The organism is Psychrobacter cibarius, assembly GCF_904845955.1.
GTDB lineage: Bacteria > Pseudomonadota > Gammaproteobacteria > Pseudomonadales > Moraxellaceae > Psychrobacter > Psychrobacter cibarius_B.
Genome location: NZ_CAJGYX010000002.1, coordinates 299,041 through 322,016 on the forward strand (window position 1 = coordinate 299,041; position 22,976 = coordinate 322,016).

Sequence of the window (22,976 nt, forward strand, 5' to 3'; positions counted from 1 at the left end):
GTTGTTTAAAAGGTAGTTACTTAAAAGATAGTTGTTAAAAAAACCGCTACTTAGAAATTTTAAATTTGAAGATAAAAAAAGACCTCTAATCAATTAGAGGTCTTTTTTTGCTCGATATATTCAGTTTAGCTCATTAAATATTGTAGCTGGTTACAAATTAACGCTTACGCCCAAATTTACGCTGCTTTTTATTACTAATCTCAGTAATCGCATGAGTAATTTCTTCTTCATCTAAGCTGGCGACTTGCTGCAAAATCTGCATCATGTCAGGCGTTAGCACGTACTTAGCATGACGAGCAATATCATTGATACGATGATCGAAGGTCAATACGCCAGTTTCATCATCTTTTTGCAAGTAATCAAGACGAGTCAAGGCACTGATGAAGCTGGTGAATAAGGCGCGGTCAAAGAAATCAGGAATATCATCTGCATATAGTACAGATAAGCGCTGACCCAGCAGATGACACAGATCAACGACTTCGCTTTCGGTTAGATTGCCTGAGCCTTGCTGGGCGAGTAGGGCAAGCGTCATAAAGTAACGCTCAAGGCTCTGTCCGACAGGCGTCGCTAGCACTTGCAGCTGCTGATAGCATTTGCTGTTTGACTCAGGGACGCTGAGTACGCCATCGCTCAATTCTACAATTAGACCATGCGAGAGTAAGCTGTCGACTTTTTTGTTTAAGGTATCAGCTAAGCCATGTGCTGGGTAATATAAGAACAGCTCGCTTTGTAAAAATGGATAGAGTTGCTTAGCAATATTGTCCAAACGACTACGCTCGATACGACCGTTCCGCGCCACTAATGCTGATAAGAAAGACAGTAAAATAAACACATGCAGGATGTTATTACGGAAATAGCTGAGCAATGCCGCTTGCTTGCCGGCAATCTGAATGATGTCACCTAAAATATGCGGCGTACGTTCAATGAGCTTTAGCTTGATACCATAATCAATAATTTGCTGCGGACTCATATCTGTAATAACGGTATCATCTGAGTAGGACAACTGCTGAGCAAGACCTTGATAGAGAGCAATTTGCTCACGGCAGATTTCTTCATCTAAAGCCGCTTTAGGCGCTGATAATAATACCAATGATAATAACGAAACGGGCGTCACAACCGCCGCCTTATTGATGTGCTGCATGATTTTGACGCCGATGTTATCGACCATCGCGCTGGCTTTATCATCGAGCGGGGTATCGGTGCGATCCGTTGGCAAGCTATTGGCTGGCACATCGAATTTTGTCATAAAGTCGCTAAGATGCAGCGGTGTGCCAAAGCTTAGATGTACATTACCAAAGATACGCTCAATTTTACGACCAACCTTGAGTAAGCCTAGTAAAGATTCAGATTCTTTTGGCTTGCCTTTTAGCTCACCAACATAGGTGCCACCTTCCATAATACGCTCATAACCGATATAAGTCGGAATGAAAACCACTGGCTTCTCAGAATGACGTAATTGACTGTGCACTGTCATTGCTAGCATGCCCATCTTCGGTGGTAATAAACGTCCTGAACGCGAGCGACCACCCTCGATAAAGTATTCAATCGGTGTGTTACGCGTAATAAGGGTGTGCATATATTCGCGGAGGACGGCAGTATAAAGTGCATTGCCACGAAAGCTACGACGTATATAAAAGGCAACCGCGCCGCGTAATAAAGGCCCTAATACGGGTACATCTAGGTTGTCACCAGCAGCGACATAAGGAATGCTCAGACCGCGCTTGTAGATGACGTAAGATAGCAATAGATAATCGACATGGCTACGATGACAAGGCACATAAACCAGCTCATAGTCAGTCGCAAGCTCACGTACGCGCTCGAAATGATGGACTTCTACGCCATCATAGAGTTGCGTCCATAACCACGTTAAAAACTTATAAAAACCGCGCACGATGGAATGTGAATAGTCATTGACCATCTCATTGGCGTAACCTTTAGCCAAGACACGGGCTTCACGTACACTGATACCAGATTCTACTGCTTCTGCCTCTATCGCATGTTTGATAGCTGGGGAATACACCAGCTTGTCTACTAAGTTGCGTCTGTCTGATAAATCAGGACCGAGCATACTGGCACGCTGCTTGTCTAAATAAACCGTAAGCCGCTGCTGTAGTATACGTACCAGTTCACGATTGCTGTCAGCGGTCGCTACCAAAGCATAGTTTGGTGCTTCGTCAGCATCGCCCACGCTACTCGTGATGTCTAAATTGCTATCCTTTACATCACCTTCTTTTATAAAGTTCTCTTTTGAATCAGTAGCTAGCGAATCAAAAATAGAAAACCCTTCTTCATCACCTTTAAGGCTATCATTGATAAGGGTACGTAGATCTTGAGGTGGATGGAACTGTACAAAGGTGTCACGTCCCATTACTCCGATATTAAAGAGCTGCTTGGTGATGCTAGGGTCTTGCCAGTTGTCAGCGGTCAGCAGTTTAAACAGGGAATCCTCTTTTTCTGGGGCGCGTCCCCATAAAATAGAGACGGGCACCAAACGTACTTTTAGCTCTGGATGTTGCAATACAGCAGACACCAAACGTGACAGGCGCGGCGATAGCTGACTGTCTTTGGCGCTTGGATGGTTCAAAAATATGATGGCTGCGTTTTCTTTGATATTATGGGCGGCATCATGTACCCCAACCAATGCTGGTGGTAAATTGTGCTCTTGCGTCTGCAGGTCAATCAAAATACTGTTGGAGCGCGAATAATCTTGCAACACATAAAATCTTAGCGTTTGATCGTCTGTATCGAACTCAGGTAATTCACCCAACAGCTTAGGTTTGACAGCGACATCGAGTAGCTGCCCCGATAGCTTGCGATAAATTTGATTAATCGGCGCATTGGAATAAGGCTTGGGGGCGATTGGATTGACGTCAGTATTAGAAGCGTTGTCGGTTGTGACTGGCGCTTTAAAAATCCGTTTTTTTAAGAACTTCGGTATCATAATCAGTATCAAAAATAGTCAAATATGTTGCGCTTATGATGCCATAAAAGCCATCAAAGCGATATATAGTGTCTGTATATACTGCTAATATTAATACGGTCTGGTTACTATATAGTGAGTTAAGTCGCTCTTAATAAGCTCAAATAATTGAAAGTTAATGTATTTAGCGCAATAATAGTTCGGCGACAACCAAGAGTCACTATAGAGTAATTATGTTTAAATCTACCCATTAATATCATTGATATAAGCTGAAATATTATGACACCAGCGATTAATCTTGCCAAACAACGCGCTCTGAACTATCAATTACACGACTATGTCCATGACAGTAATGCCGCCTCTTTTGGCTTAGAGGCGGCAGAAAAGCTAGGCGTGGATGTGTCACAAGTCTTCAAAACCTTGGTGGTGTCGACAGAGACTGGTACGCTTGCCGTTGCTATCTTACCCGTGGATAAAACGTTAAACTTTAAAAAAATGGCTAAGGCGCTATCTTCGAATAAGTTGCTGACCTGCAAAAAAGTGCAAATGGCAGATCCTAAGCAGGTAGAGCGTAGTACGGGCTATGTGCTAGGTGGCGTCAGCCCATTGGGACAAAAAAAGCGCTTGCCGACTATCATAGACAGCTCGGCTGCAGAGCAGACAACGATTTATGTCAGCGGTGGTCGCCGTGGTTTAGAAATTGAGCTGCCACCAGCACAATTAGCTGAGACCCTTGCTGCTTGCTTTAGTACTATTATTGATGACTAAAAAGTTACTGATGACTAAAAATCGTTGCCGCTGATGGGCTGTTCAATCAAGCCTGAAACGATGGCTAATATTTTACTCCCTCACTCATATTTTATAAGGACATATTCATGCCACATCTAACCATTCAAATGACGCCCAATGTCAGTATTGCTCATGAAGAATCATTGCTTAAAGCGTTAAATAAAGCGTTATGGGACAGTGGGCACTTTGGCACGCTGACTGATATTAAAGCACGGATCGTGCCCATTGAGACATTTTTGGTAGGCGTTGAAGATGATGAGCAGGCGTATGGCTTTATTTATGCGCATCTAAAACTAATGACTGGTCGTGACAAGGTTATTCGTAATCAGCTAGCAGGGCTGCTGGTAACGGCGATAGAGCAGGAGATAGGCGCAGAGCAATCAGGGCGAGCAGCCTTACAGATATGTGTGGAAGTTGAAGAAATTAGCACGGTGTATCATAAAAAAATGCTGGGTAGCTAAAATGCTGATATCGTCCGAAACAACGATTCATCAATCGTTATAAGTATTCACATAGCGATTTACTGGCATATGTGGGTAATATCATTACCTCAACCTTATAACCAGCCGTTTTGTTTTCAGTCGCCATCAAGTTGCGGGCAATGCGTAAGCGATATTCTCCGGTTGCGGGTAGGCAGCCTTGATACACGATACCGCCTTTGCTGCCATCTTGCGTACCGTTTGGCATATGTAATACGCCGACATTGGCGGTCTCAGGCGTACCAGTAAGTGGTGCAATATTAATAACGGCATATTGCCAGCTGGTGGCATCAAAGCGATACCAGCGCCCATCTTCATTGGGGCTTAATTTGCCAGTGACCGTACTACTGATCGCACCTTGGGCAAATTTAATAGGAACGTAAGGGTTTTTAGCCAGCTCCGTAGCACTAGTTGCGCTAAAACTGATCAGTGCTGTACTGAGCAGTAGTACTCGTATAGATAATGAGGCTAAAGAAGTTTTTTGATAATCAATGGATAACATTATTGGCTCCTAAAATGGCCGTTTATCTATAATGAATTACTCGTTAACCCTCATCTATGATGTATATTTATTATCGATAGGCTTTAATGAGAACGTCTGTACTTTTAGTTAAGCATAAAAAAGCGCCTACATGCTAGGCGCTTTTCTTATTAATTACTGCTTAATTGTGATGCTATCTTAGTCTAAAAAACTTAGTCTAGAAAAGCAAAGTTCTCAATCTTCATTGCTGTCATGCTGTCACTTGGTGCAACCATGGCTTCGGCATGCCCTGAGGTACGTGGTAACAACTTATCAAAGTAGAATTCAGCCGTTTGGATCTTAGCTTTGTAGAATTCTGGTGATTCAGCGCCGCCATTTTCTAGCTTGTCATAAGCGACCGCTGCCATACGCGCCCAATGATAACCCATCATGACATAGCCTGAGTACATCAAGAAATCGTCTGATGCAGCAGAGATGATCTCACGGTCTTTACGTGCCATTAGCATCAAGCGTACAGTCAGTGTGTTCCACTCAGCACATAGCTTGGTGAGCGCCCAAACAAATTTACGCATGTCTTTATCAAGTGCATACTCACCACACCATTTCATAATGCTTGAGGTGTAATCACGGATGATTTTGCCTTTAGACTGCAAGATCACTTTACGACCGAGTAAATCCAATGCTTGAATACCAGTTGTACCTTCGTACATGGTGGCGATACGAGCATCACGAGCAATTAGCTCCATGCCCCATTCTTTGATATAACCATGACCGCCATAGATTTGCTGACCGTGTTTGGCCGCTTCAATGCCTAGTTCAGTTAGGAAGCCTTTTAGGATTGGTGTGTAGAAACCCAATTTGTCATCCCATTTTTCAAACTCTTCATCATCGCCATTGATGATACCCTGTGCCATTTTATCAGCATAGCGCGCAGAATGATAAATCATCGAGCGACCGCCTTCGGCAAAGGCTTTTTGGGTCAATAGCATACGACGTACGTCAGCATGGTTGATGATGGCATCAGCAACTTTTTCAGGCTCTTTCGTGCCTGATAAGGTGCGCATAGAACGGCGATCTTTTGCATACGGCAGCGCGTTTTGGAATGACAATTCAGTATGCGCCAAACCTTGGATACCAGTACCAATACGGGCTGTGTTCATAAAGGTGAACATAGCTTTTAGACCTTTGTTCGGCTCACCAATTAAGTAACCCACGGCATCATCAAAGTTCAACACACAAGTAGCCGATGAGCTAATGCCCATTTTGTGTTCGATCGATCCACAAGTCACACCATTACGCTCGCCAATTTCACCCTCAGTAGTTGGTAAAAATTTCGGTACGATAAATAATGAGATACCGCGTGTGCCTTCTGGTGCATTTGGCAAACGTGCTAAAACAATATGAACGATGTTTTCCGTTAAATCATGCTCACCACTTGAGATGAAAATCTTAGTACCGCTAAGCTTATAAGAGCCGTCATCTTGTGGAATAGCTTTAGACTTAACTTGACCCAAATCCGTACCACATTGTGGTTCAGTCAAGCACATGGTACCAGCCCAAGAGCCTTCGACCAATTTATGCAAGTAGGTTTCTTTTTGCTCATCGGTACCATATTGCATAATGGTATTAATACAGCCAGTTGATAGACCAGGATACATTGCCCATGGCCAGTTCGCCGTACCGATCATTTCAGCTTTAATTAAGTTCAATGAGGTCGGTAAGTTCATACCGCCGTACTCTTCAGGGTAAGAAATACCCTGCCAGCCGCCTTCTACAAATTGATCATAAGCTTCTTTAAAGCCTTTAGGGGTTGTGACAACCCCATTCTCAAAATGACAACCTTCAGCATCTGCTGGCTGATATAAAGGCGCTAAGACATTTTCAGCAAAATCTGCCATCCCTTGAAGAATCATATCAACGGTTTCAGGATCGGCATTTTCGCCATTGTCCAAATCTTTATAATGAGTTTGAAAGTCGAAAACATCATTTATTAAAAACTTGATATCACGTAAAGGTGCTTTGTAAGTTAACATAGTCGCTCTCTTTAGTTATTCGCTATCATAAATGGCTAGCTCGGTATTTGAGCCACGTTTCATGTAAAAGGGTGTTTAATTATTTGGGGTAAGAATAGACGATATCACGGCTCGTCATTCAGATTTATCAAAAACAGCTCATCCATTTTGATTACCGTTAAGGCATCCTTGATAAAAAACAGCTGTCGCGGCGTTACTGTCAGTATAAATCTTCTATAGCGACAAATATATAACTAATAACTAATATTCATAATTAATATTTTAAATCAAAACATTAATTTATGTATTGATGAATTCGATTTTTATTAGTGTCTGTGGTTAAGTAGCTATTTATGATAGATGTGACCGTATCAGAAAAATATTTTTTAACTGCATTTACGATATAAGGAAAGCCAATTATGAGCGCATCCAAGCGCGAGGCAACGCGAGCATCTTGGCTGACAGCGTTATTTGCTCGCATAAAGGCTTTAATTGATGGCGAGCTGGCGCATTTGCTGACAGTGAACCGTAGTAAGAGACCGTGGCATATGCCGATTATCGCGGCGATTGCGATTAGCTTCCCCGTGTTTGTGGGCGCTTATTTTGATGCTTTATCGTCAGGCATTAAAGCGTCTTTGGGGGCGATGGTTATTTTGAATATACCGTTAGTGGGCAAGCTGCCGTATCGATTGGTGACGGTGATGGCTTGGGGTTTTGCCATGTCGCTGTGCTTTGCGCTCGGTCTAATTGCTCAGCAAATCCCGCTATTAAAACTGCCGATATTTACGCTAATGGCGTTTGGTATTGTGATTTTTGGACGTTATTATCGTCAGCCACCGCCAGCGGGACTGTTTGTGATGATGGCAGGTGCTATTGCGCTATTTATACCGCTACCTTTGGAAGACATCTTACGTGCAACTGGACTGGTGATGCTTGGCAGTGGCTTTGCTTTAGTGATGGCATTGCTTTATTCGTTGTTTTTATTAGCAACGCGCCCAGCGACGCCGACGCCTACTTATAGCTACGAGCCAGATACCATTACTGAAAGTTTGATTGTCGCCAGTTTTGTCAGTTTAGCCTTGCTCATAGCCGTTACTTTACAGCTGTCCAACCCCTATTGGGCAGCAGTTAGTTGCTTTTTGATTATCCAAGGTATTCATTTGCGTACCATGTGGATTAAGCAAATACATCGTTTACTTGGTACAGTATTGGGCGTGGTTTTGGCGAGTTGGATGTTGTCTTGGGGATTATCAATATGGGGGGTGGCACTGGCGATACTGACGATGATGCTTTGTATCGAGACGTTGGTGGATCGACATTATGGTTTGGCAGTCATATTTATCACGCCGTTGACGATATTTATTGCAGAATACGGCAGTGGTTTACCGTTTTCTGAGTCCGCCTATCAAGAAGTGATTCGCACGCGCCTTTTTGATACCGTGATTGGCTGCTTGGTGGGTCTGAGCGGCGGAGTAGTAATGCATTCAACCAACTTACGCATACCACTACGGCGTATCGAAAACTGGCTGCTGGCGCGCTTTGGCTAATTGATGAGTGTCAAATCATCAGTACGTTTGAAATCAAGTATTAATCAAAGTCGCATGAGCTAAGTTCATGCGACTTTTTTCATATCAATTTTCGATTAACGATTGTGTAACGCTTCGGTCGCTTGCGCAACATCGATCGTATGACCTGTCCAACGCTCAAAACTTAGCGCTGCTTGCCCGATGAGCATGCCATAGCCATTAGAAATCTGCGCGCCACGTGCAGAAAAATGCTGCAAAAACGGCAGCGTGCGTCCGTACATCATGTCATAAGCATAGTCACCGTTTAGCGTGTCGCTTAGTGGTAGCGTATCTGCTGATAAACCAATAGAAGTCGCATTGATAATAATATCAAACTTTCCATTTAAATCCGCTGTGCGACAAGTTTCAATCTGCTGCTCATGAATAGCAGTGCTTGCCGCGCTAAGCTCAGTGACTAACGCTGTTGCCTTGCTCAGCGTACGATTGGCAATCGTAAGATGTGCGATACCGGCTTCAATCAATGGCAATATCACCCCACGTGCTGCGCCGCCTGCACCAATGAGTGCCACACGTGCACCATTCAATGGCCAACCCAAACTTACGATGTGATTGACCAGTCCTTGTCCATCGGTATTATCGCCATACAATGCCTCGGTGATTGGCACGCCACTTTTCACCAGCGCTTTATTTAGTAACAGCGTATTGACTGCGCCTGCAGCTTTGGCATGCTCCGATAAACCACCGCGCGCCACGCAGCAGTCATAAGCGATTTGTTTAAAAGGTACAGTCACGTTGGCTCCAACGCCACCACCCTGAAAAAACGCCTCAAGCACCGCGGTAAAACTGGCTACATCATCGGGGCAATATTGGCGTTGATAGCTAATCTCAATGCCCGTCTGCGCTGCAAATAACGTATGAATTTCAGGGGATTTGCTGTGGGCAATGGGATTGCCGATAACGATAAAATGCTGGGTCATAATGGGTCTGCTTGCGGTAAGAGGCAAAAATTAATCAGCGGAAGGGCATTGATATGCAATCATCATAAGGGATAACGCAATATTTGACAAATCGGTGGTCTAACAAGTAAACACTTGAATAGGTAGGTTTTTTGACAGGTTAGGTCTTTAACAAATCTGTACTGTCTGGGAGCGTTATCCGTAACGTAAAGGGTGGTCAAGTGTTAAGCAGTTGGGTAAACTAGAGAGCATGAAATTTTTATATTGATATTTTGGCAGTTGCATAACTATCAGTAACTGAACTGTCAAACACCAAGTCATAAGAAACTGACATAACAAACTGAGTCATACAATACCAAGTATAAGAACGCTTGTTTATAAAATATAATGTCCATTATCAGCGGCCTATCTGCCTGCTCGTTAATACTATTTTGAGAATCATCTAAAAGTGTGAGTAAATTGCCCATGTGGAATAATAGCCTACAGACCCTCTTGGTCGGTACGATAATGGCAGTCGGCGTGTCGCTTAGTGGCTGTGATAGCAGTAAAGACGACGCCCAAAACCAAGATGCCGATATGAGCGAGCAAACCGTCGCTGACGATGCGCTAGTACAGGACAATGCTGCGACGAACGCCGATTTAGACGGCGCTACTGCTCAGCAAGGTACACAAGTGAAATATGACGTTGCGGGATGGGGCACTAAAAATGTAGCGTCACTGAACGTCGATAATTTAGATGAGATCAAAGCGACTTTTGGCAAGGTCATGAGCACTGATGAGAACAGCCTCGACTATGCCAGTAATCCAGCCGCCAAATATCGTTTTATGGATACCGATGCGCCGTATTTGGATCTGATTGATTCTGAAAAGTATCTCGAACTGGGCTGGTACTTTGCCAATCCTACTGACTCTGATAAAGAAAAAGAGATAAGTCAAAACCATGCTGAAAAAGCGCATAAGCTTGCCCGCCAACTGATGGGTGATGAGGGCGGACAACTGATTTCTGATATGCTTAATGGTCAAATTATCAAAAATAAAGTCATCGGTGGTCAAAAAATAGAACTGGCAAAATGTGAGTTTTATAGTTGTATGCTGGTCATCAATAAATCTGCTGCCCAAACAGATAAGAGGTAAGCTGTGCTCGCTATCATGCCGCTCAATAATTGGCTATGCATACATCCATCAAGTGCTACGACGGATAGCTCAGGCACAGTATCGCTAGACAATCGTGGGTTGGCATATGGCGATGGATTTTTTACCACGATGGGGGTCATCGATGGGCAAATACTGTGGTTGGCTCATCATCAGCAGCGCCTTATTTCCCATGCTGAAGCTTTACAACTTGAATTCGACAGTCACTCTGTATTGGCTATAATACGGACGCATGCCGAGCAACTACAACAAGGCATGTTGAAACTGATGGTGACTCGCGCCGTGCAAGATGTCCGTGGTTATGGCTATGTGCCAACCACGTCTGGTAGCGCTTGTGAGATTTGGCTGAAATCCTCTGCGATGACCGTCACTACGACTGAGCAATTACGCTTGCCTGATGGATGCTTAATCCCGATGCAGCCTATCAGTTCTGCCATTTGCCTATCTTCGCAGCTTGCCTGCTTACCGCCACCATTAGCAGGACTCAAAAGCCTCAATCGCCTTGATAATGTGCTGGCAAGTGGTGAGCTACAAGGCATCAAAGCCAAAGTATTGGAAGACAATATTAAACCAAGCATCAGTGAGGGGCTGCTACGAGATATGAGTGGTCGTTGGGTTGAAGGTACGATGAGCAATGTCTTTTATCAGTTATCAGACTCGCGTTTATCAACACTATCATCAGAAAAAACGGCATCAGAAAAATTGTCTACGCTACCGCTTTATGAAGACAATGCAAACTATCTAACCACTGGTCAATGGTATACACCATCCATGGCGCAATCGGGCGTCGCTGGCGTGATGCGGCAAGTGCTTATCGATGCGTTATCGACTAGCAAACATCCCGTCATTATCAGATCATTAAAAGATGAGGATTTGCCACGACTAAGCCAGCTATTCTTTTGCAATGCGCTGCGCGGTGTCATGCCAATGACTAGCCTGACGTTATTATCGGGTGAAGTGGTGGATTTTTAAGCGATTCTAATCGTATTTAAAAATATTAAACTTGGTATCAATAAAGTCATCTTGGTACAAAATAACTTCCTCATTGCGATACATATCTCGCACTTTTAATAGTGCTTCTTGCTCGTTCTCTGCGTTAACCTCCACTATATTATTCAACGTCTCGACAATCTCTATCTGAAAGGCTCTTTTCAGTTTTTTATCTACTTTCATCATTACTATTCCCGATATATGCTTATCAAAATTTCTTGAGTATTTATATATTCTAGGTTAGTAAAGGCGCTTAAAAAGAAGTGATCGTCTTTTGTTACGTAGACTTGTGCGATAAGGAAAATCGATCAATGATAGTGTTTTGATAAGGAGAGATATCCATGGACTACATCTACGAAGATGAACGAATACCTTTACAAATCCGTCGACTATTAATTTTTGATGAGATTTGCAAATTAGCAAAAAAACAACCTGATGAAATTATTCACTTATCAAGATTCACTAAATTATCGCTCGGTGTTATGTATTTGAAAGACTTTAAAAAGTTTATTGCGTTTGGCAGTGTGTTTGAGTACGCAGAAACAAGAGAAGAAGTTATCGAGCAACGTATTAGAGTCTTTCCTAACGACGAACCAGTCACACGTGCGCTGACAGTCAACTTAAAACAGTTTACTCAGCCCGCGCGCACAGCTATCCAGCTGGTCTGGTATTGGAATAAATATGTTAAAAATAGAATGCACGCTTACGTCGATTATCGTGAAGAGCACTTTTTTAAAATCAATGATGAAATTGATGGAGAGTATCCACCGCATAAGTGTCATGGCCGTTTAGTTGCAACGGCACGTTTACCTTTATGGGACGATAGAGATGATTTAATTGCAGACGTGTACCGTGATAATGAGGGAAAACCAAGGCCTGAGCGATTCAATGAGAAACGTTTAATATAATTTTCGATAATGCCCGCGACTGATAAATTCAATAATGCCTCTATCACGTAACACTTGTAGCTGCTGACGAATTTTATCTTTAATATGATTGTTTTCGGGATGCTTAAGCTTTAATAGTTCAGCAAACGCATAAACCTGATTGAGAGAAAAATTAACGTTCAGTTTATCAATACATTGCCAAACATCTAACGTCCAACCACGTGAGGTCGTAGATTGCTCGCGTAAAAACAAGGTTTTTTGAAATTGCTCGGTGACATTATCGCGTGGTATGACTTGCTGGTTTTTAACCAAAAATACTTTGCCTGATTCGGGCACTTGTCGCAAATCAATATTGCAACCAACCCAACCGGCACGTTTAGCAGAGACTGATAAAGGCTTACGTTTGACAATCATATCAGGCTTGAAGAACTGCTTGGGAATGATTAAGAAGTTATGAACGCTATATTCTTGAGAATAGGTTAAAAAGAAAAAGTTAGGATTATTGTCGCTACTGATACGCTCAATCATGGTGTCATAAGCGCCGTCATTGATAATGTTGCTTAACTTTGCTTGCTTACTTTTTAGCTCATATTGCTCATTACAATTTGCACAATAAAAGTCAGCGACAGGCTGATTGTTAGTAAATTCCGCCAATGGTTCAGCATCGCAATTAGGGCAGTAACTTTGCTTAGCAACCCAATCTTCACTGAGTACTCTAATGATTTGACTAGGCGACTTGTAATTTTTGGCAAGGTTTTGATTAAAATGTAGGTTCATAACCAGTTTTCGTTATTAGAGAAAAGGAAAAACACCAAAATAAGGTAGAAATATTAGCCCATATCAGCAGGCGTAAATACCAAGATAATTGGTAAGCTAAGCAAATACCATTGAAAATCGCACGGTTCAGTGCTAAATTCTAGCAAACTTCTGCCTCGCGAGTTGCCATGAGCAAGCCTACATCTGAAACGCCTCCTGAACGTCCTAATGAAACGCAATCGAATAAACCAGATAGCAGTGTTGAGGAGCGTGTCGATACCACACTACCAGACACGCAACCAGCAGTTGATGGAGTAGAGGAAACGCCAGCGACAGATGTGTCACTCATCAGTGGAGCGGCTAAGCCACGCGAATATAAAGCGGATAATCAATCGTTCTTTATGCAGCGTGGTTATCAAGTGTTGCTAGTGTTGGGGCTTATCGCTGCGTTTTTCTTAGTGATGGTCTATCAGACATTGTTTGGGCGGATTGAGCAGCCAAAGCAAATGGTCACCATTGAGCAGGGTCAGAGCTATTATGGCTTACTGCCGCAGTGGCAACAGCAAATCCCGCTGTTTTCTGCCACGATTGCCAAGCTCTATATGAAAACACAAGTCGATGGGCCCTTACATGCTGGTATTTATCAATTACCAGAAAACCCTACCTTTGCTGAAACGCTACATATACTTGGGCAAGGGGTAAAAGCATCGATGGTAAAGGTGCAAATCATCGAAGGCAAAACCTCTAAAGATTTATATCAAACATTGAGGGACAATAAAGGCATCAAAAAAGAGGTGCTGACCGACGATAGTGGCAATGATAGAGACAATGCTGGTATTGCTCAAGCGTTGGATTTGGTCGGTATATTGCCAAATGAAGTGATCAATAGTAGCGACCCTATCGTCAATCACAATCTTGAAGGCTGGTTTGCCCCTGACACTTATTATTATGGTGAAGGTAGCACTGATAAGCAGGTACTGACCGATTTATATAAGCGTCAGCAGCAAGTATTGACTGAAGCGTGGGAAAATCGTGCGCCCAATTTGCCTTATAAGACGCCTTATGAGGCGTTAGTGATGGCCTCTATTATCGAAAAAGAAACCAGTGTGGCAGAAGAGCGTCCTTTGGTCTCTGCGGTGTTTAGAAATCGTTTAGATAAAGGCATGCGAATGCAGACCGATCCGACCATCATCTATGGTATGGGCAGTCGCTATGAAGGCAACATTCGCCGTAAAGACATTGATGAAAAAACGGCTTATAACACCTATCAAATTGATGGCCTACCGCCAACACCTATCGCGCTACCATCTGCTGCCTCTATCGAAGCGACCTTGCACCCAGCAGATAGTGATGCATTGTACTTTGTAGCGACGGGTAATGGCGGGCACAAATTTACCAATAGCTTGGCGGCGCACAATCAAGCGGTAAAAGAATATCTCGGCGTCATGCGTGAGAAAAAATCACAAACCCCGCCGCAGTAATTTAATCCTCTATCTTTTCTCAAAACCTATCGTGAACTGAGCGTTATGCAACTGTCTACATAAAGACATAAAGACATAACGCTCATCAATGACATAAGGTCATATCATGTCAGCATCTATACAAAACCATGTATCTCAAACAGTCCAGTCGCAAGCAAGTCAGCCCAAAACAAGTCAGCCCAAAGCAAGCAATGACATCAATGATATCGCACTCAATCAAGGGCGCTTTATCAGTTTTGAAGGTACTGAGGGCGTAGGCAAAACGACTGCCATTGAGCAGCTGTGCACACGCTTAGACGATAACAATATTGCGTATCTGCGTACCCGTGAGCCGGGTGGTAGCCTGTTTGCAGAACGTTTGCGCGCGATATTATTGGACCCTGCGACCGATATCAATGATGATACAGAGCTATTGCTACTATTTGCGGCGCGCTGCGACCATATGCAGCAAGTGATTTTGCCAGCGCTACAACGTGGGACGTGGGTAATATGCGATCGTTTTACCGATTCTACCATTGCTTATCAGGGCTTTGGGCGGGCACATGGCGATGCGGTGGTACGAGCCAAAATTGAATCGCTTATCGAGCAGTTTGTGCCGCAACTACCTGAGCTGACATTGTGGCTAGATTTGCCCGTATTAGAAGGTATGACACGCGCTAATAAACGTAGCGCCGCTGATAGATTTGAGCAGCAAGCGACCGAGTTTTTTACTTGGGTGCATAAAGGCTTTAACACGCTGGCGACTCAGCACCCCGAACGGATACAGCGTATTGACGCATCAGGCAGCGCCGATGAGGTGAGCGCGCGAGTATGGCAGACGGTACAAGGCAGATTTGATGTTTCGTAACGGATTTTATAAAGCCATCACCTAGCCAAATAAAAAGCCCCAACATTGCGTTGGGGCTTTCGTGTTTTATAAACTATTATTTTTTACAAAGTATTAAAGCAGTTGTCAAGATATTGTCAAAACTGTGTTAAATCAAAGCTGTGGCAACGATTATTTATCCTGCTTATTCACAGCTTTATTATCTGAAATTTCTTGAATATTGTCTTTGTTAATGTTGTCTTTAGTGATATCGCCTTTAGTAATATCGCCATCAGAGCTTGCATTGGTTGTATTATCTTGACTAGAGTCGGGTAAACGATTTGGATCGAGCGCGCCCTTCTTGGTTTTAGGTGCGTTGCCATTACCATTCGTACTACTGCTGTTAGACACCTTATTTTTAGGAATTGCCTTCGAAGTCGCTGTCGAGTTGGCTGACATGACGCCTTTATTAACGACGTCAATAGACTTATCTTTTGACGCTATCACTTTGTCATTTAAGGTGTCTGGCGTGGTTTTAGTTTCAGCATTGCTGCTCGAATGGTTTGATACCTCAGTATGTGCATTTTGCTCAGTGATTGCCTGCTCAGCAATTGTTTCTTTAGCGCTGTCGCTATCAGTGGCAATGGATTGTTCTGTTGCATTAACATTATCATCGCTCAGCTCTTTTTCTTTACGCTTTTCAGGTGCTTTTGAGCTGGACTCAAAGTTAGCATCAGCTGCCAGTCGCGCCTGCTCTTGTTTAGGTGTCACGTCGACAGGTTTTGGCTGTACTTCATCTTCCACTACCAGTGAGATGAGTTTGCGATCGCGTGGCACGATGCCATCAAACTTATCGGTAATGACGTGTAGCTTGCCTTCTTTGTCGATTGTATACAGCGGCACGAATTGCTTATTGTCGGCTTTGTATTGCTCAAAGCTGTAGCTGTCGGTGATGTTGGTAATCTTGATACGGGCTTTTTTCGACAGCATGCTGGCAAGTTTGGTATAGGTGACGTCTTTGCCAAACAGCCACTGCGAGTGGAAGTTGCCTTGCTTATCATCGCGCTCGCTTTTGACTTTTTCGTCGCTGAACTTGAGACGGTACAATTTGCGCTCACCAAATTCATGACGATAATGAATCTCAGACAAGGTATTCATCTCTTTGTCCATACTCATGGCAAACAGACGACCTATACCGATCAGGTCAAGATGATGATCGGCATGATCAGAGATAGGATTGCCAAAATAAGTACGCAGACCGCTCATGCGTGCGCGGGCAATATTGGTATAGTTGTTGTGTGCGACGATGACATCAAAGCCCTGATCTTTTAGAGAAGTTGCTACCAAAAGCGCAATGGGATTTGAGCCGACGATAAGAATACCATTAGTCTCAGGCTCACGGACGCCCAGCAAGTTGCCGACTATTTTCGCCCCCAAGCCCTGAATCATAACCGCGCCAATAATGACCATGAATACTAAGGGTACAAGCAGTTCAACACCTTGAATATCATACTCTTGCAGACGAATCGCAAACAACGATGAAATAGCCGCAGCGACGATACCACGTGGCCCAATCCAACTAATCATCAGCTTTTCATTGGTCTTTAAGTTTGAGCCAATAGACGATGCCCAAACGGATAAAGGTCGCGCCACAAACATGACGATAGCAAGTAACACCAGACCTGCGAAACCAACGCTAAGTAAGCTTTCCAGCTCTACACGTGCTGCAAGGATAATAAACAGCACAGAGATAAGAAGGATGGTTAAAGATTCATTGAACTCTAAAATCGTATCGCGTGGGAATTTTGGCCAATTCGCCAATGCCACGCCCAATACGGTGACTGTCAATAGCCCAGACTCATGCTCTAAATGGTTCGATACTGAAAATAACACTAAGACAAAGGCGAGCGTAAAGACATTGCGTAAAAATTCAGGAATCATATGCCGACGCATCAAGAAGGCAAGCAGCCAAGCGCCTGCCATACCCATCGCTGTCGCTAATACCACGATTTTGGCAAACAATAAGATACTGCTGGCTTCGCCGCCTGAGATGATGTATTCATAAACCAAAACCACGGCAATAGCGCCGATTGGGTCAATGATGATACCTTCCCATTTGAGGATATTAGAGATGGTCTTATTGGGACGCACACTACGTAATAGCGGCATAATCACCGTTGGACCCGTGACGCACACGAGCGCACCGAACAGCAAAGCAATCAGTGGATCGACGTCAAATAAGAGATAAGTCGATAACGCCACGATAGCAATGGTGATAAGTACACCGACCGACACCAGCATTTGCACCACGGTGCCATGCTGTTTAATCTCGTCAAACTCTAACGTCAGCGAGCCTTCAAATAGGATAATCGCCACGCCCAAAGAGATGAAGGGGAACATCAGCTCCCCCAGCACCAAGTCAGGATCGAAGACTCCCAGCACTGGGCCCACGATAATGCCAATCAGTAATAAAAATAAAATGGACGGTTGCTTTAAATACCAAGCCAACCATTGGGCAGCAATGCCAATCCCAACCACGCCAGATAATAATAGGGCGGTATCCATAAATTGATCCTTTTATAATCTTGTCGTATTTTATAGCTATCAACCGCTTTTTTAGAGTAGCGGCTGCCAGTAGTATAGTAATAAGTTGACGCTACTCGCTATAGAGACACATCTCTATGAAACGTAAGCGACGACAATGGTATCCATCATGAATCACAACATGAGCTAGATATGATATAACTACTATAGAGTAGTAAAGACAAAAGCATTGCTAGAAAAAATAGTCAATCTTATATAAATCGTATATGGCATCAAGCTCGCTCAGTCTATTATTGATAGTACTGTCACGCGACTTTTTTTTATCCATTTATCTTGAATCGACCATCGCATTATTCTAGTGATGCAAAAGATGAAAAATAAGGGTGATAATAGCCAGCTTCATAAAACAATAGTCAATAATGATTATTTATAGACTTTAGTTTGCTTAAAAATTTATTTGGCTTGCTATCATAACATGCTTTTATTTCATGCTGAGCAAGGCTGTATATAGCACGATATCAGTAGGCAGCGATAAAAATATACAATAACTGGGTCAAATAATTGCGCCTTGGGTTATCCTACATGATCGGAATAATGACAAAATAGCACGATGACTTATCATACAGTAGCCGTCTTTATCATGCACCTAGCGAGGATTATCATTGTTTTGGGGTGTTTATATAAGGAAAGGCGAATGGTCGATGGCATAAGGGTATAAAAAACAGTAATCTAATAAACGACTAGATGGCGACTAAAAAGGTTGGCCGCCGTAACATTCAGTGCCGATGCAACGTTTGTCATATACGGGCTTGGTTAAAATTAAAATATCGTATACACGTCACTAGCGATAGTAGCCAAAACATAACCACTAAAAATAACAACGATTACTTATATGGAGGACAACATGCCTATCAATATGCTTACAGCGCAATCTAAGTTTTGTGTGCCGCATTGGTTAAAACGTAGTGCGCTGGTGCTTGCTGTCAGTACCTCGATGGTTACTGGCGTCACTGCCACCGCCATGGCAAGCGCCCAAGCTGTCGTCACTACGGCGGATTTTTCTGATTTAGTACAGCAAGTTACCCCAGCCGTTGCTCGCGTAAATGTCACCAAGACCGTCAGCGAGGCTGAGCTTGCCAAAGCCCAAACAGCCGAATTGTTGCGGCAGTTCTTTGGTGATCGTTTACGTATTCCTGATCAGGCTGCCACGCCAGCGATTGAGCATGCTTATGGCACGGCCTTTTTTGTCACAGCCGATGGTTATATGCTGACCAACCATCATGTGGTGGAGGGCGCTGATAAAATCACTGTCACTCTTAACGATAGAACAGAGCTTGATGCAACCTTGGTTGGTAGTGATGAGCGCTCTGATGTGGCTGTACTAAAAGTTTCGGGCAACCAATTTCCTGCTTTGCCTATTGGCGACTCAAATGCTCTGAAAGTAGGAGAACCAGTACTAGCCATTGGTTCGCCATTTGGTTTTGATTACTCTGCATCGGCGGGCATTGTCAGTGCTAAATCACGCAGTTTTTCACGCGATACTAGCGTGCCATTTATCCAAACAGACGTGGCATTGAACCCTGGTAACTCAGGCGGACCACTATTTAATCAGCGCGGTGAAGTGATTGGTATTAATTCGCGTATCTTTAGTGGTACTGGTGGTTACATGGGTCTGTCGTTTTCCATTCCGATTGATGCGGCGATGGATATTTACGAGCAGTTAAAAACCGATGGCGAAGTGGTACGTGCTTATTTAGGTATTTATCCACAAGACATCGATCGCAATTTAGCAGAAGCTTATAACTTAGATCGTCCTCAAGGTGCGCTACTGACAAGAGTATCACCAGACTCACCTGCACAAAAAGCTGGTCTAAAACCTGGCGATATCATTTTGCAATATAATGAAGTGCAAATTATGCGCGCCTCAGATTTATTAAACTTGCTCAATCGTGCCAAACCGAGCGATAGCTTCCGCGCACAGATTCAGCGTAATGGTAAGCAGATGACCATCAGCGGTAAACTCACTTATGCGCCCAATGATGTGAGAGCACAAAGCGGCGATCAGCAGAATGATGAGGTGCAGTTAGGCTTGCGTTTACGTAACTTGACCGCTGATGAGCAAGCAGAAATCGCAGTGGATAATAAGACGGGCATTTTGGTCACCACAGTTGACCCAACGGGATTGGCGGCGCGCTCAGGTCTATTGGCAGGTGATGTGATTACCAATTTCCACCAAAAGCCAATTAAAAAGGTCACGGATTTTTCAAGCGCGATCTCATCATTGCCCAAAAAAGGCGTAGTAACCATTGAAATTATCCGCCAAGGTATTCCCGCGATTATTGGCTTACGTATTGAGTAAGCCTTGATAGCTTTGATAGCTTTGATAGCTTTGATAGCTTGGTAGGAGTAATGGGTAGTCGGGGCAGCAATTGAGCATGGCATAACAGGCGCGTCAATAATTCTACTTGTCTATGATAGAGCTCGACCCCTATAATGGCTGATTTTTTTAACCATGACTTAAAATAATTTAACACTGTCACTAACTTATTCATTGAGCGATTTATTTATCGCTCTATACGTTCTAATATAGGGTAAGCCAGTTGCTAGGCTCATACCCTCCCGTAACCATCAGGTAATTATGACTGACCATGCTCTTTATATCCTAAGTATCTCTACGGTAGCAGTATTGCTCGCGTATATTATACTGTGGTCAGGATTACAAACGTTCAATGCCAATCCTACCAAACGTTTCATGCGTATTTGGTTTAAATTGGCACTATATTATGTTGCCTATACTATGCCCGTTTGGGCTTTGCTGTTGGTGATAGGTTGGTCGCAAGACATGCTGCCGATACTGGCGCAGCTATCACTGCCACTCGTGCTAGTGGCTATATTTGCAATGGGGTTCTATTTTTATACTGTGGTGATACAACCCAATCGTTTACGTTTAGATCATCATGCAATCGACTTAGATTTATCCACACCGCTGACGGTTGCCGTATTGGCTGATTTACGCATAGGCTTGTATAGCGGCAAGCCGCGTCATATTCGTAAATTGGTTGCTACCATCAATGCGTTACCAGCAGATGCGGTGCTGATTACGGGCGACTGGTTGTATTACCCAAGTGCTGATTTAGTGGGTCAGCTCATGTTGTTTAAAGGGGTTAATAAGCCTATTTATACAGTGATGAGTACCTCAGACTTGCGTTATCAATCGATTAATACAACTAAACAAGGACAGCCGCTATTAGAAGATACGTTGTCTAGTGCCTTTGATGTGCTTGATATCAGCTATATCGGTCAGCAGTGTACCTCGCTGCCACTCAAATGTACTGGGGCTACTAATGCGCTTTCAGTAATGCCCGATGCGAGCTATTCTAAAAATAGTAAAGAGGGTTTTAGACAGCAAAATTTGGAAAATAGCCCAACCGTCGCCGTGCTTTGCGGCTGGCAAGATATTCCTAAACAGTTTGCTGATATTGAAGGTGCAAATGCGTCTGATAAAGCCGCACTTGGTGCTGAAATTGCTAATACCACGAAGCCCGTCATCATCTTGGCTTCACGATTTGATAGTATTAGCGATTTGCCAAAATCCTTACAACCACGACCACTATTGATTACTGGTGCAGCAAAGGCGATTCAAAAAAATATATGGTTGGCACAAAAACAAAAAAATATCGCACGTAGTAGCGAGCAGTCAACCCTGTTAAATAATAGCCGCATGGGCAAGCAGCGAGGTTTATACCAACACGGCAGTGCGCAGATATTTGTCAGTAGCGGTATCGGTACACGAGGGCTGCCTTTTCGCTTGTATCGCCCCACTATCGATGTGTTGACGATTCGTTAACATGACTCAAAAGACTTATCAGCGCTGATTCATTGCGCTAAACTGAGAGTTGAATAATAAGGCTGTTGGTTTGTAGGTTGTAATGGCATGTCAGCAATTCAATTGATTGAACGTTAATTGATTGATAGCGGTCAAATCAAAATATGCTACACTAGCAGGCGTTTTTATTATTCTATTTTTAGTATTAAATAAGCGTTGTCGGTCATTGGCAAAAATAAGGCTAAGACGATTTTTAGCATTTATATTGCGAACGCTTTTATCATAGAAAAAGATTGATCATAAAAAATACTCAGCATTAATATCAAGCAAGATATTGCCAATGGCGCCTATGAATGTACACAATATGAGTACAGGTGTAGACGTAATCATTGACACTTGCCAACGACCTATCATGTGACAGCTTTGAAAAAAGCTAGGATAATACAGTAAGGCACGGTTATGAGCACAGCATACGACGAGATCAAAACCCGACTACAAGGCTCAATGGTAGCCTTGGTAACGCCCATGCATCCTGACGGCACGGTCGATTATAAACGTCTGGCGGATCTCATAGATTGGCAGATTGAGCAAGGCACGCATTGTCTCGTTGCCGTTGGTACTACTGGCGAGTCAGCGACCCTATCTATGCAAGAACACAGCGATGTCATTCGCTACTTTGTTCAGCATGTCAAAGGTCGTGTACCAGTGATTGCTGGAACAGGTGCCAATAATACGATGGAAGCCATTAAGCTGACCCAAGATGCTGCCGACGCTGGTGCAGATTGTGCCTTATTGGTTGCGCCTTATTATAACAAGCCGCCACAAGAAGGCTTATACCAACATTATAAGGCTATCGCGCGCGCGGTGAATATCCCGCAGATGCTTTATAATGTGCCAGGACGTACGGTCGTTGATATTGCACAAGAGACGGTAGAACGTCTGGCTGATATCGATAATATCGTCGCGATTAAAGATGCCACAGGCTCTATCGCTCGCGGTGAGCAATTGATCAAAGCAGTGGGCGATAGAATCGTCGTGCTATCTGGCGATGACAGTACGGCGCTTGATTTGATGACATTTGGTGGTAAAGGTAATATCTCAGTCACTGCCAACGTCGCCCCGAAAGCGATGAGCGAGACTTTTACAGCCGCGCTTCGTGGTGATTTTGATGCGGCTCATAAAGCACATGATGTGGTCAAGCATTTACACCGTGACTTGTTTATTGAGTCAAGTCCTAACCCAGCCAAATATGCGCTTCATAAAATGGGTATGATAGATACTGGTATTCGTCTGCCTTTGGTATGGTTGGCTGAACAACATCATGCCACTATTGATGAAGCCTTGGTGCGTGCGAACTTATTATAAAATGATG

18 protein-coding genes are annotated in these 22,976 nt (G+C 43.5%); 11 read left to right on the forward strand and 7 right to left on the reverse strand.

From position 1 onward, the window contains the following. Positions 1–157: 157 nt before the first annotated feature. Positions 158–2,941: a glycerol-3-phosphate 1-O-acyltransferase PlsB gene (plsB, locus tag JMV76_RS04720; RefSeq protein WP_201501815.1), complete on the reverse strand. Its 2,784-nt coding sequence runs from the start codon at positions 2,939–2,941 to the stop codon at positions 158–160. Between the two features lie 258 nt (positions 2,942–3,199). Between plsB and ybaK the strand changes: the two genes are divergently transcribed. After that, positions 3,200–3,688: a Cys-tRNA(Pro) deacylase gene (gene ybaK, locus JMV76_RS04725; RefSeq protein WP_201501816.1), complete on the forward strand. Its 489-nt coding sequence runs from the start codon at positions 3,200–3,202 to the stop codon at positions 3,686–3,688. Positions 3,689–3,795: 107 nt separating this feature from the next. Next, positions 3,796–4,170 (forward strand): 5-carboxymethyl-2-hydroxymuconate Delta-isomerase, encoded by a 375-nt coding sequence (locus JMV76_RS04730; RefSeq protein WP_201501817.1) that lies wholly within the window; start codon positions 3,796–3,798, stop codon positions 4,168–4,170. A 37-nt stretch (positions 4,171–4,207) separates the two neighbouring features. Here JMV76_RS04730 and JMV76_RS04735 read toward each other — a convergent pair whose 3' ends face one another. Together JMV76_RS04735 and JMV76_RS04740 are read right to left on the reverse strand one after the other, a co-directional pair. Further along, complete coding sequence (locus tag JMV76_RS04735) at positions 4,208–4,690, reverse strand: hypothetical protein (protein ID WP_201501818.1); 483 nt, start codon at positions 4,688–4,690, stop codon at positions 4,208–4,210. Between the two features lie 191 nt (positions 4,691–4,881). Further along, on the reverse strand, positions 4,882–6,702 hold the full coding sequence (locus JMV76_RS04740) for an acyl-CoA dehydrogenase C-terminal domain-containing protein (protein WP_201501819.1): 1,821 nt from the start codon (positions 6,700–6,702) through the stop codon (positions 4,882–4,884). A 398-nt stretch (positions 6,703–7,100) separates the two neighbouring features. Here JMV76_RS04740 and JMV76_RS04745 point away from each other — a divergent pair, with 398 nt between their 5' ends. Then, positions 7,101–8,228: an FUSC family protein gene (locus JMV76_RS04745; RefSeq protein WP_201501820.1), complete on the forward strand. Its 1,128-nt coding sequence runs from the start codon at positions 7,101–7,103 to the stop codon at positions 8,226–8,228. A 95-nt stretch (positions 8,229–8,323) separates the two neighbouring features. On the opposite strand, the gene aroE is transcribed toward JMV76_RS04745, so the two are convergent. Further along, on the reverse strand, positions 8,324–9,184 hold the full coding sequence (gene aroE / locus JMV76_RS04750; protein WP_201501821.1) for a shikimate dehydrogenase: 861 nt from the start codon (positions 9,182–9,184) through the stop codon (positions 8,324–8,326). Between the two features lie 444 nt (positions 9,185–9,628). Here aroE and JMV76_RS04755 point away from each other — a divergent pair, with 444 nt between their 5' ends. Then, on the forward strand, positions 9,629–10,297 hold the full coding sequence (locus JMV76_RS04755) for a hypothetical protein (RefSeq protein WP_201501822.1): 669 nt from the start codon (positions 9,629–9,631) through the stop codon (positions 10,295–10,297). A 3-nt stretch (positions 10,298–10,300) separates the two neighbouring features. Continuing rightward, positions 10,301–11,287 carry an aminotransferase class IV gene (locus tag JMV76_RS04760; RefSeq protein WP_227690099.1) on the forward strand — a complete coding sequence of 329 codons (987 nt, stop codon included), beginning with the start codon at positions 10,301–10,303 and terminating at the stop codon, positions 11,285–11,287. A gap of 6 nt (positions 11,288–11,293) precedes the next feature. Here the strand turns inward: JMV76_RS04760 and JMV76_RS04765 are convergent, their stop codons facing one another. Next, a complete protein-coding gene (locus JMV76_RS04765) occupies positions 11,294–11,491 on the reverse strand; it encodes a DpnD/PcfM family protein (RefSeq protein ID WP_226950341.1) in 198 nt (65 codons plus the stop codon). 155 nt (positions 11,492–11,646) lie between these two features. On the opposite strand from JMV76_RS04765, the gene JMV76_RS04770 reads away from it, so the two are divergent. Further along, complete coding sequence (locus JMV76_RS04770; RefSeq protein WP_201501823.1) at positions 11,647–12,213, forward strand: hypothetical protein; 567 nt, start codon at positions 11,647–11,649, stop codon at positions 12,211–12,213. Here the strand turns inward: JMV76_RS04770 and JMV76_RS04775 are convergent. Further along, complete coding sequence (locus JMV76_RS04775; RefSeq protein WP_201501824.1) at positions 12,205–12,969, reverse strand: DpnI domain-containing protein; 765 nt, start codon at positions 12,967–12,969, stop codon at positions 12,205–12,207. The genes JMV76_RS04770 and JMV76_RS04775 overlap by 9 nt on opposite strands. Before the next feature lie 167 nt (positions 12,970–13,136). Between JMV76_RS04775 and mltG the strand changes: the two genes are divergently transcribed. Next, complete coding sequence (gene mltG, locus JMV76_RS04780; RefSeq protein ID WP_201501825.1) at positions 13,137–14,429, forward strand: endolytic transglycosylase MltG; 1,293 nt, start codon at positions 13,137–13,139, stop codon at positions 14,427–14,429. Between the two features lie 106 nt (positions 14,430–14,535). Then, a complete protein-coding gene (gene tmk / locus JMV76_RS04785; protein ID WP_201501826.1) occupies positions 14,536–15,276 on the forward strand; it encodes a dTMP kinase in 741 nt (246 codons plus the stop codon). Between the two features lie 150 nt (positions 15,277–15,426). Here the strand turns inward: tmk and JMV76_RS04790 are convergent, their stop codons facing one another. Then, positions 15,427–17,799, reverse strand: coding sequence for a cation:proton antiporter domain-containing protein (locus tag JMV76_RS04790; RefSeq protein WP_227690101.1), 2,373 nt, complete (start codon positions 17,797–17,799; stop codon positions 15,427–15,429). 973 nt (positions 17,800–18,772) lie between these two features. On the opposite strand from JMV76_RS04790, the gene JMV76_RS04795 reads away from it, so the two are divergent. The 3 genes from JMV76_RS04795 (at position 18,773) to dapA (ending at position 22,969) form a co-directional block, all read left to right on the forward strand. Further along, positions 18,773–20,137 (forward strand): Do family serine endopeptidase, encoded by a 1,365-nt coding sequence (locus JMV76_RS04795; protein ID WP_374190047.1) that lies wholly within the window; start codon positions 18,773–18,775, stop codon positions 20,135–20,137. Positions 20,138–20,416: 279 nt separating this feature from the next. After that, positions 20,417–21,625 (forward strand): hypothetical protein, encoded by a 1,209-nt coding sequence (locus JMV76_RS04800; protein WP_201501828.1) that lies wholly within the window; start codon positions 20,417–20,419, stop codon positions 21,623–21,625. Positions 21,626–22,063: 438 nt separating this feature from the next. Next, the gene (dapA, locus tag JMV76_RS04805; protein WP_201501829.1) at positions 22,064–22,969 is read left to right on the forward strand and encodes a 4-hydroxy-tetrahydrodipicolinate synthase; all 906 of its coding nucleotides are present in this window, start codon (positions 22,064–22,066) and stop codon (positions 22,967–22,969) included. The last annotated feature ends 7 nt before the right edge of the window (positions 22,970–22,976 follow it).

What these genes read in the sequence shown, in the direction of transcription:
- plsB (WP_201501815.1), bottom strand. Translation starts at nt 2,941, where the DNA reads ATGATACCGAAGTTCTTAAAAAAACGGATTTTTAAAGCGCCAGTCACA.
- ybaK (WP_201501816.1), top strand. Translation starts at nt 3,200, where the DNA reads ATGACACCAGCGATTAATCTTGCCAAACAACGCGCTCTGAACTATCAA.
- JMV76_RS04730 (WP_201501817.1), top strand. Translation starts at nt 3,796, where the DNA reads ATGCCACATCTAACCATTCAAATGACGCCCAATGTCAGTATTGCTCAT.
- JMV76_RS04735 (WP_201501818.1), bottom strand. Translation starts at nt 4,690, where the DNA reads ATGTTATCCATTGATTATCAAAAAACTTCTTTAGCCTCATTATCTATA.
- JMV76_RS04740 (WP_201501819.1), bottom strand. Translation starts at nt 6,702, where the DNA reads ATGTTAACTTACAAAGCACCTTTACGTGATATCAAGTTTTTAATAAAT.
- JMV76_RS04745 (WP_201501820.1), top strand. Translation starts at nt 7,101, where the DNA reads ATGAGCGCATCCAAGCGCGAGGCAACGCGAGCATCTTGGCTGACAGCG.
- aroE (WP_201501821.1), bottom strand. Translation starts at nt 9,184, where the DNA reads ATGACCCAGCATTTTATCGTTATCGGCAATCCCATTGCCCACAGCAAA.
- JMV76_RS04755 (WP_201501822.1), top strand. Translation starts at nt 9,629, where the DNA reads ATGTGGAATAATAGCCTACAGACCCTCTTGGTCGGTACGATAATGGCA.
- JMV76_RS04765 (WP_226950341.1), bottom strand. Translation starts at nt 11,491, where the DNA reads ATGATGAAAGTAGATAAAAAACTGAAAAGAGCCTTTCAGATAGAGATT.
- JMV76_RS04770 (WP_201501823.1), top strand. Translation starts at nt 11,647, where the DNA reads ATGGACTACATCTACGAAGATGAACGAATACCTTTACAAATCCGTCGA.
- JMV76_RS04775 (WP_201501824.1), bottom strand. Translation starts at nt 12,969, where the DNA reads ATGAACCTACATTTTAATCAAAACCTTGCCAAAAATTACAAGTCGCCT.
- mltG (WP_201501825.1), top strand. Translation starts at nt 13,137, where the DNA reads ATGAGCAAGCCTACATCTGAAACGCCTCCTGAACGTCCTAATGAAACG.
- tmk (WP_201501826.1), top strand. Translation starts at nt 14,536, where the DNA reads ATGTCAGCATCTATACAAAACCATGTATCTCAAACAGTCCAGTCGCAA.
- JMV76_RS04790 (WP_227690101.1), bottom strand. Translation starts at nt 17,799, where the DNA reads ATGGATACCGCCCTATTATTATCTGGCGTGGTTGGGATTGGCATTGCT.
- JMV76_RS04795 (WP_374190047.1), top strand. Translation starts at nt 18,773, where the DNA reads ATGGTTACTGGCGTCACTGCCACCGCCATGGCAAGCGCCCAAGCTGTC.
- JMV76_RS04800 (WP_201501828.1), top strand. Translation starts at nt 20,417, where the DNA reads ATGACTGACCATGCTCTTTATATCCTAAGTATCTCTACGGTAGCAGTA.
- dapA (WP_201501829.1), top strand. Translation starts at nt 22,064, where the DNA reads ATGAGCACAGCATACGACGAGATCAAAACCCGACTACAAGGCTCAATG.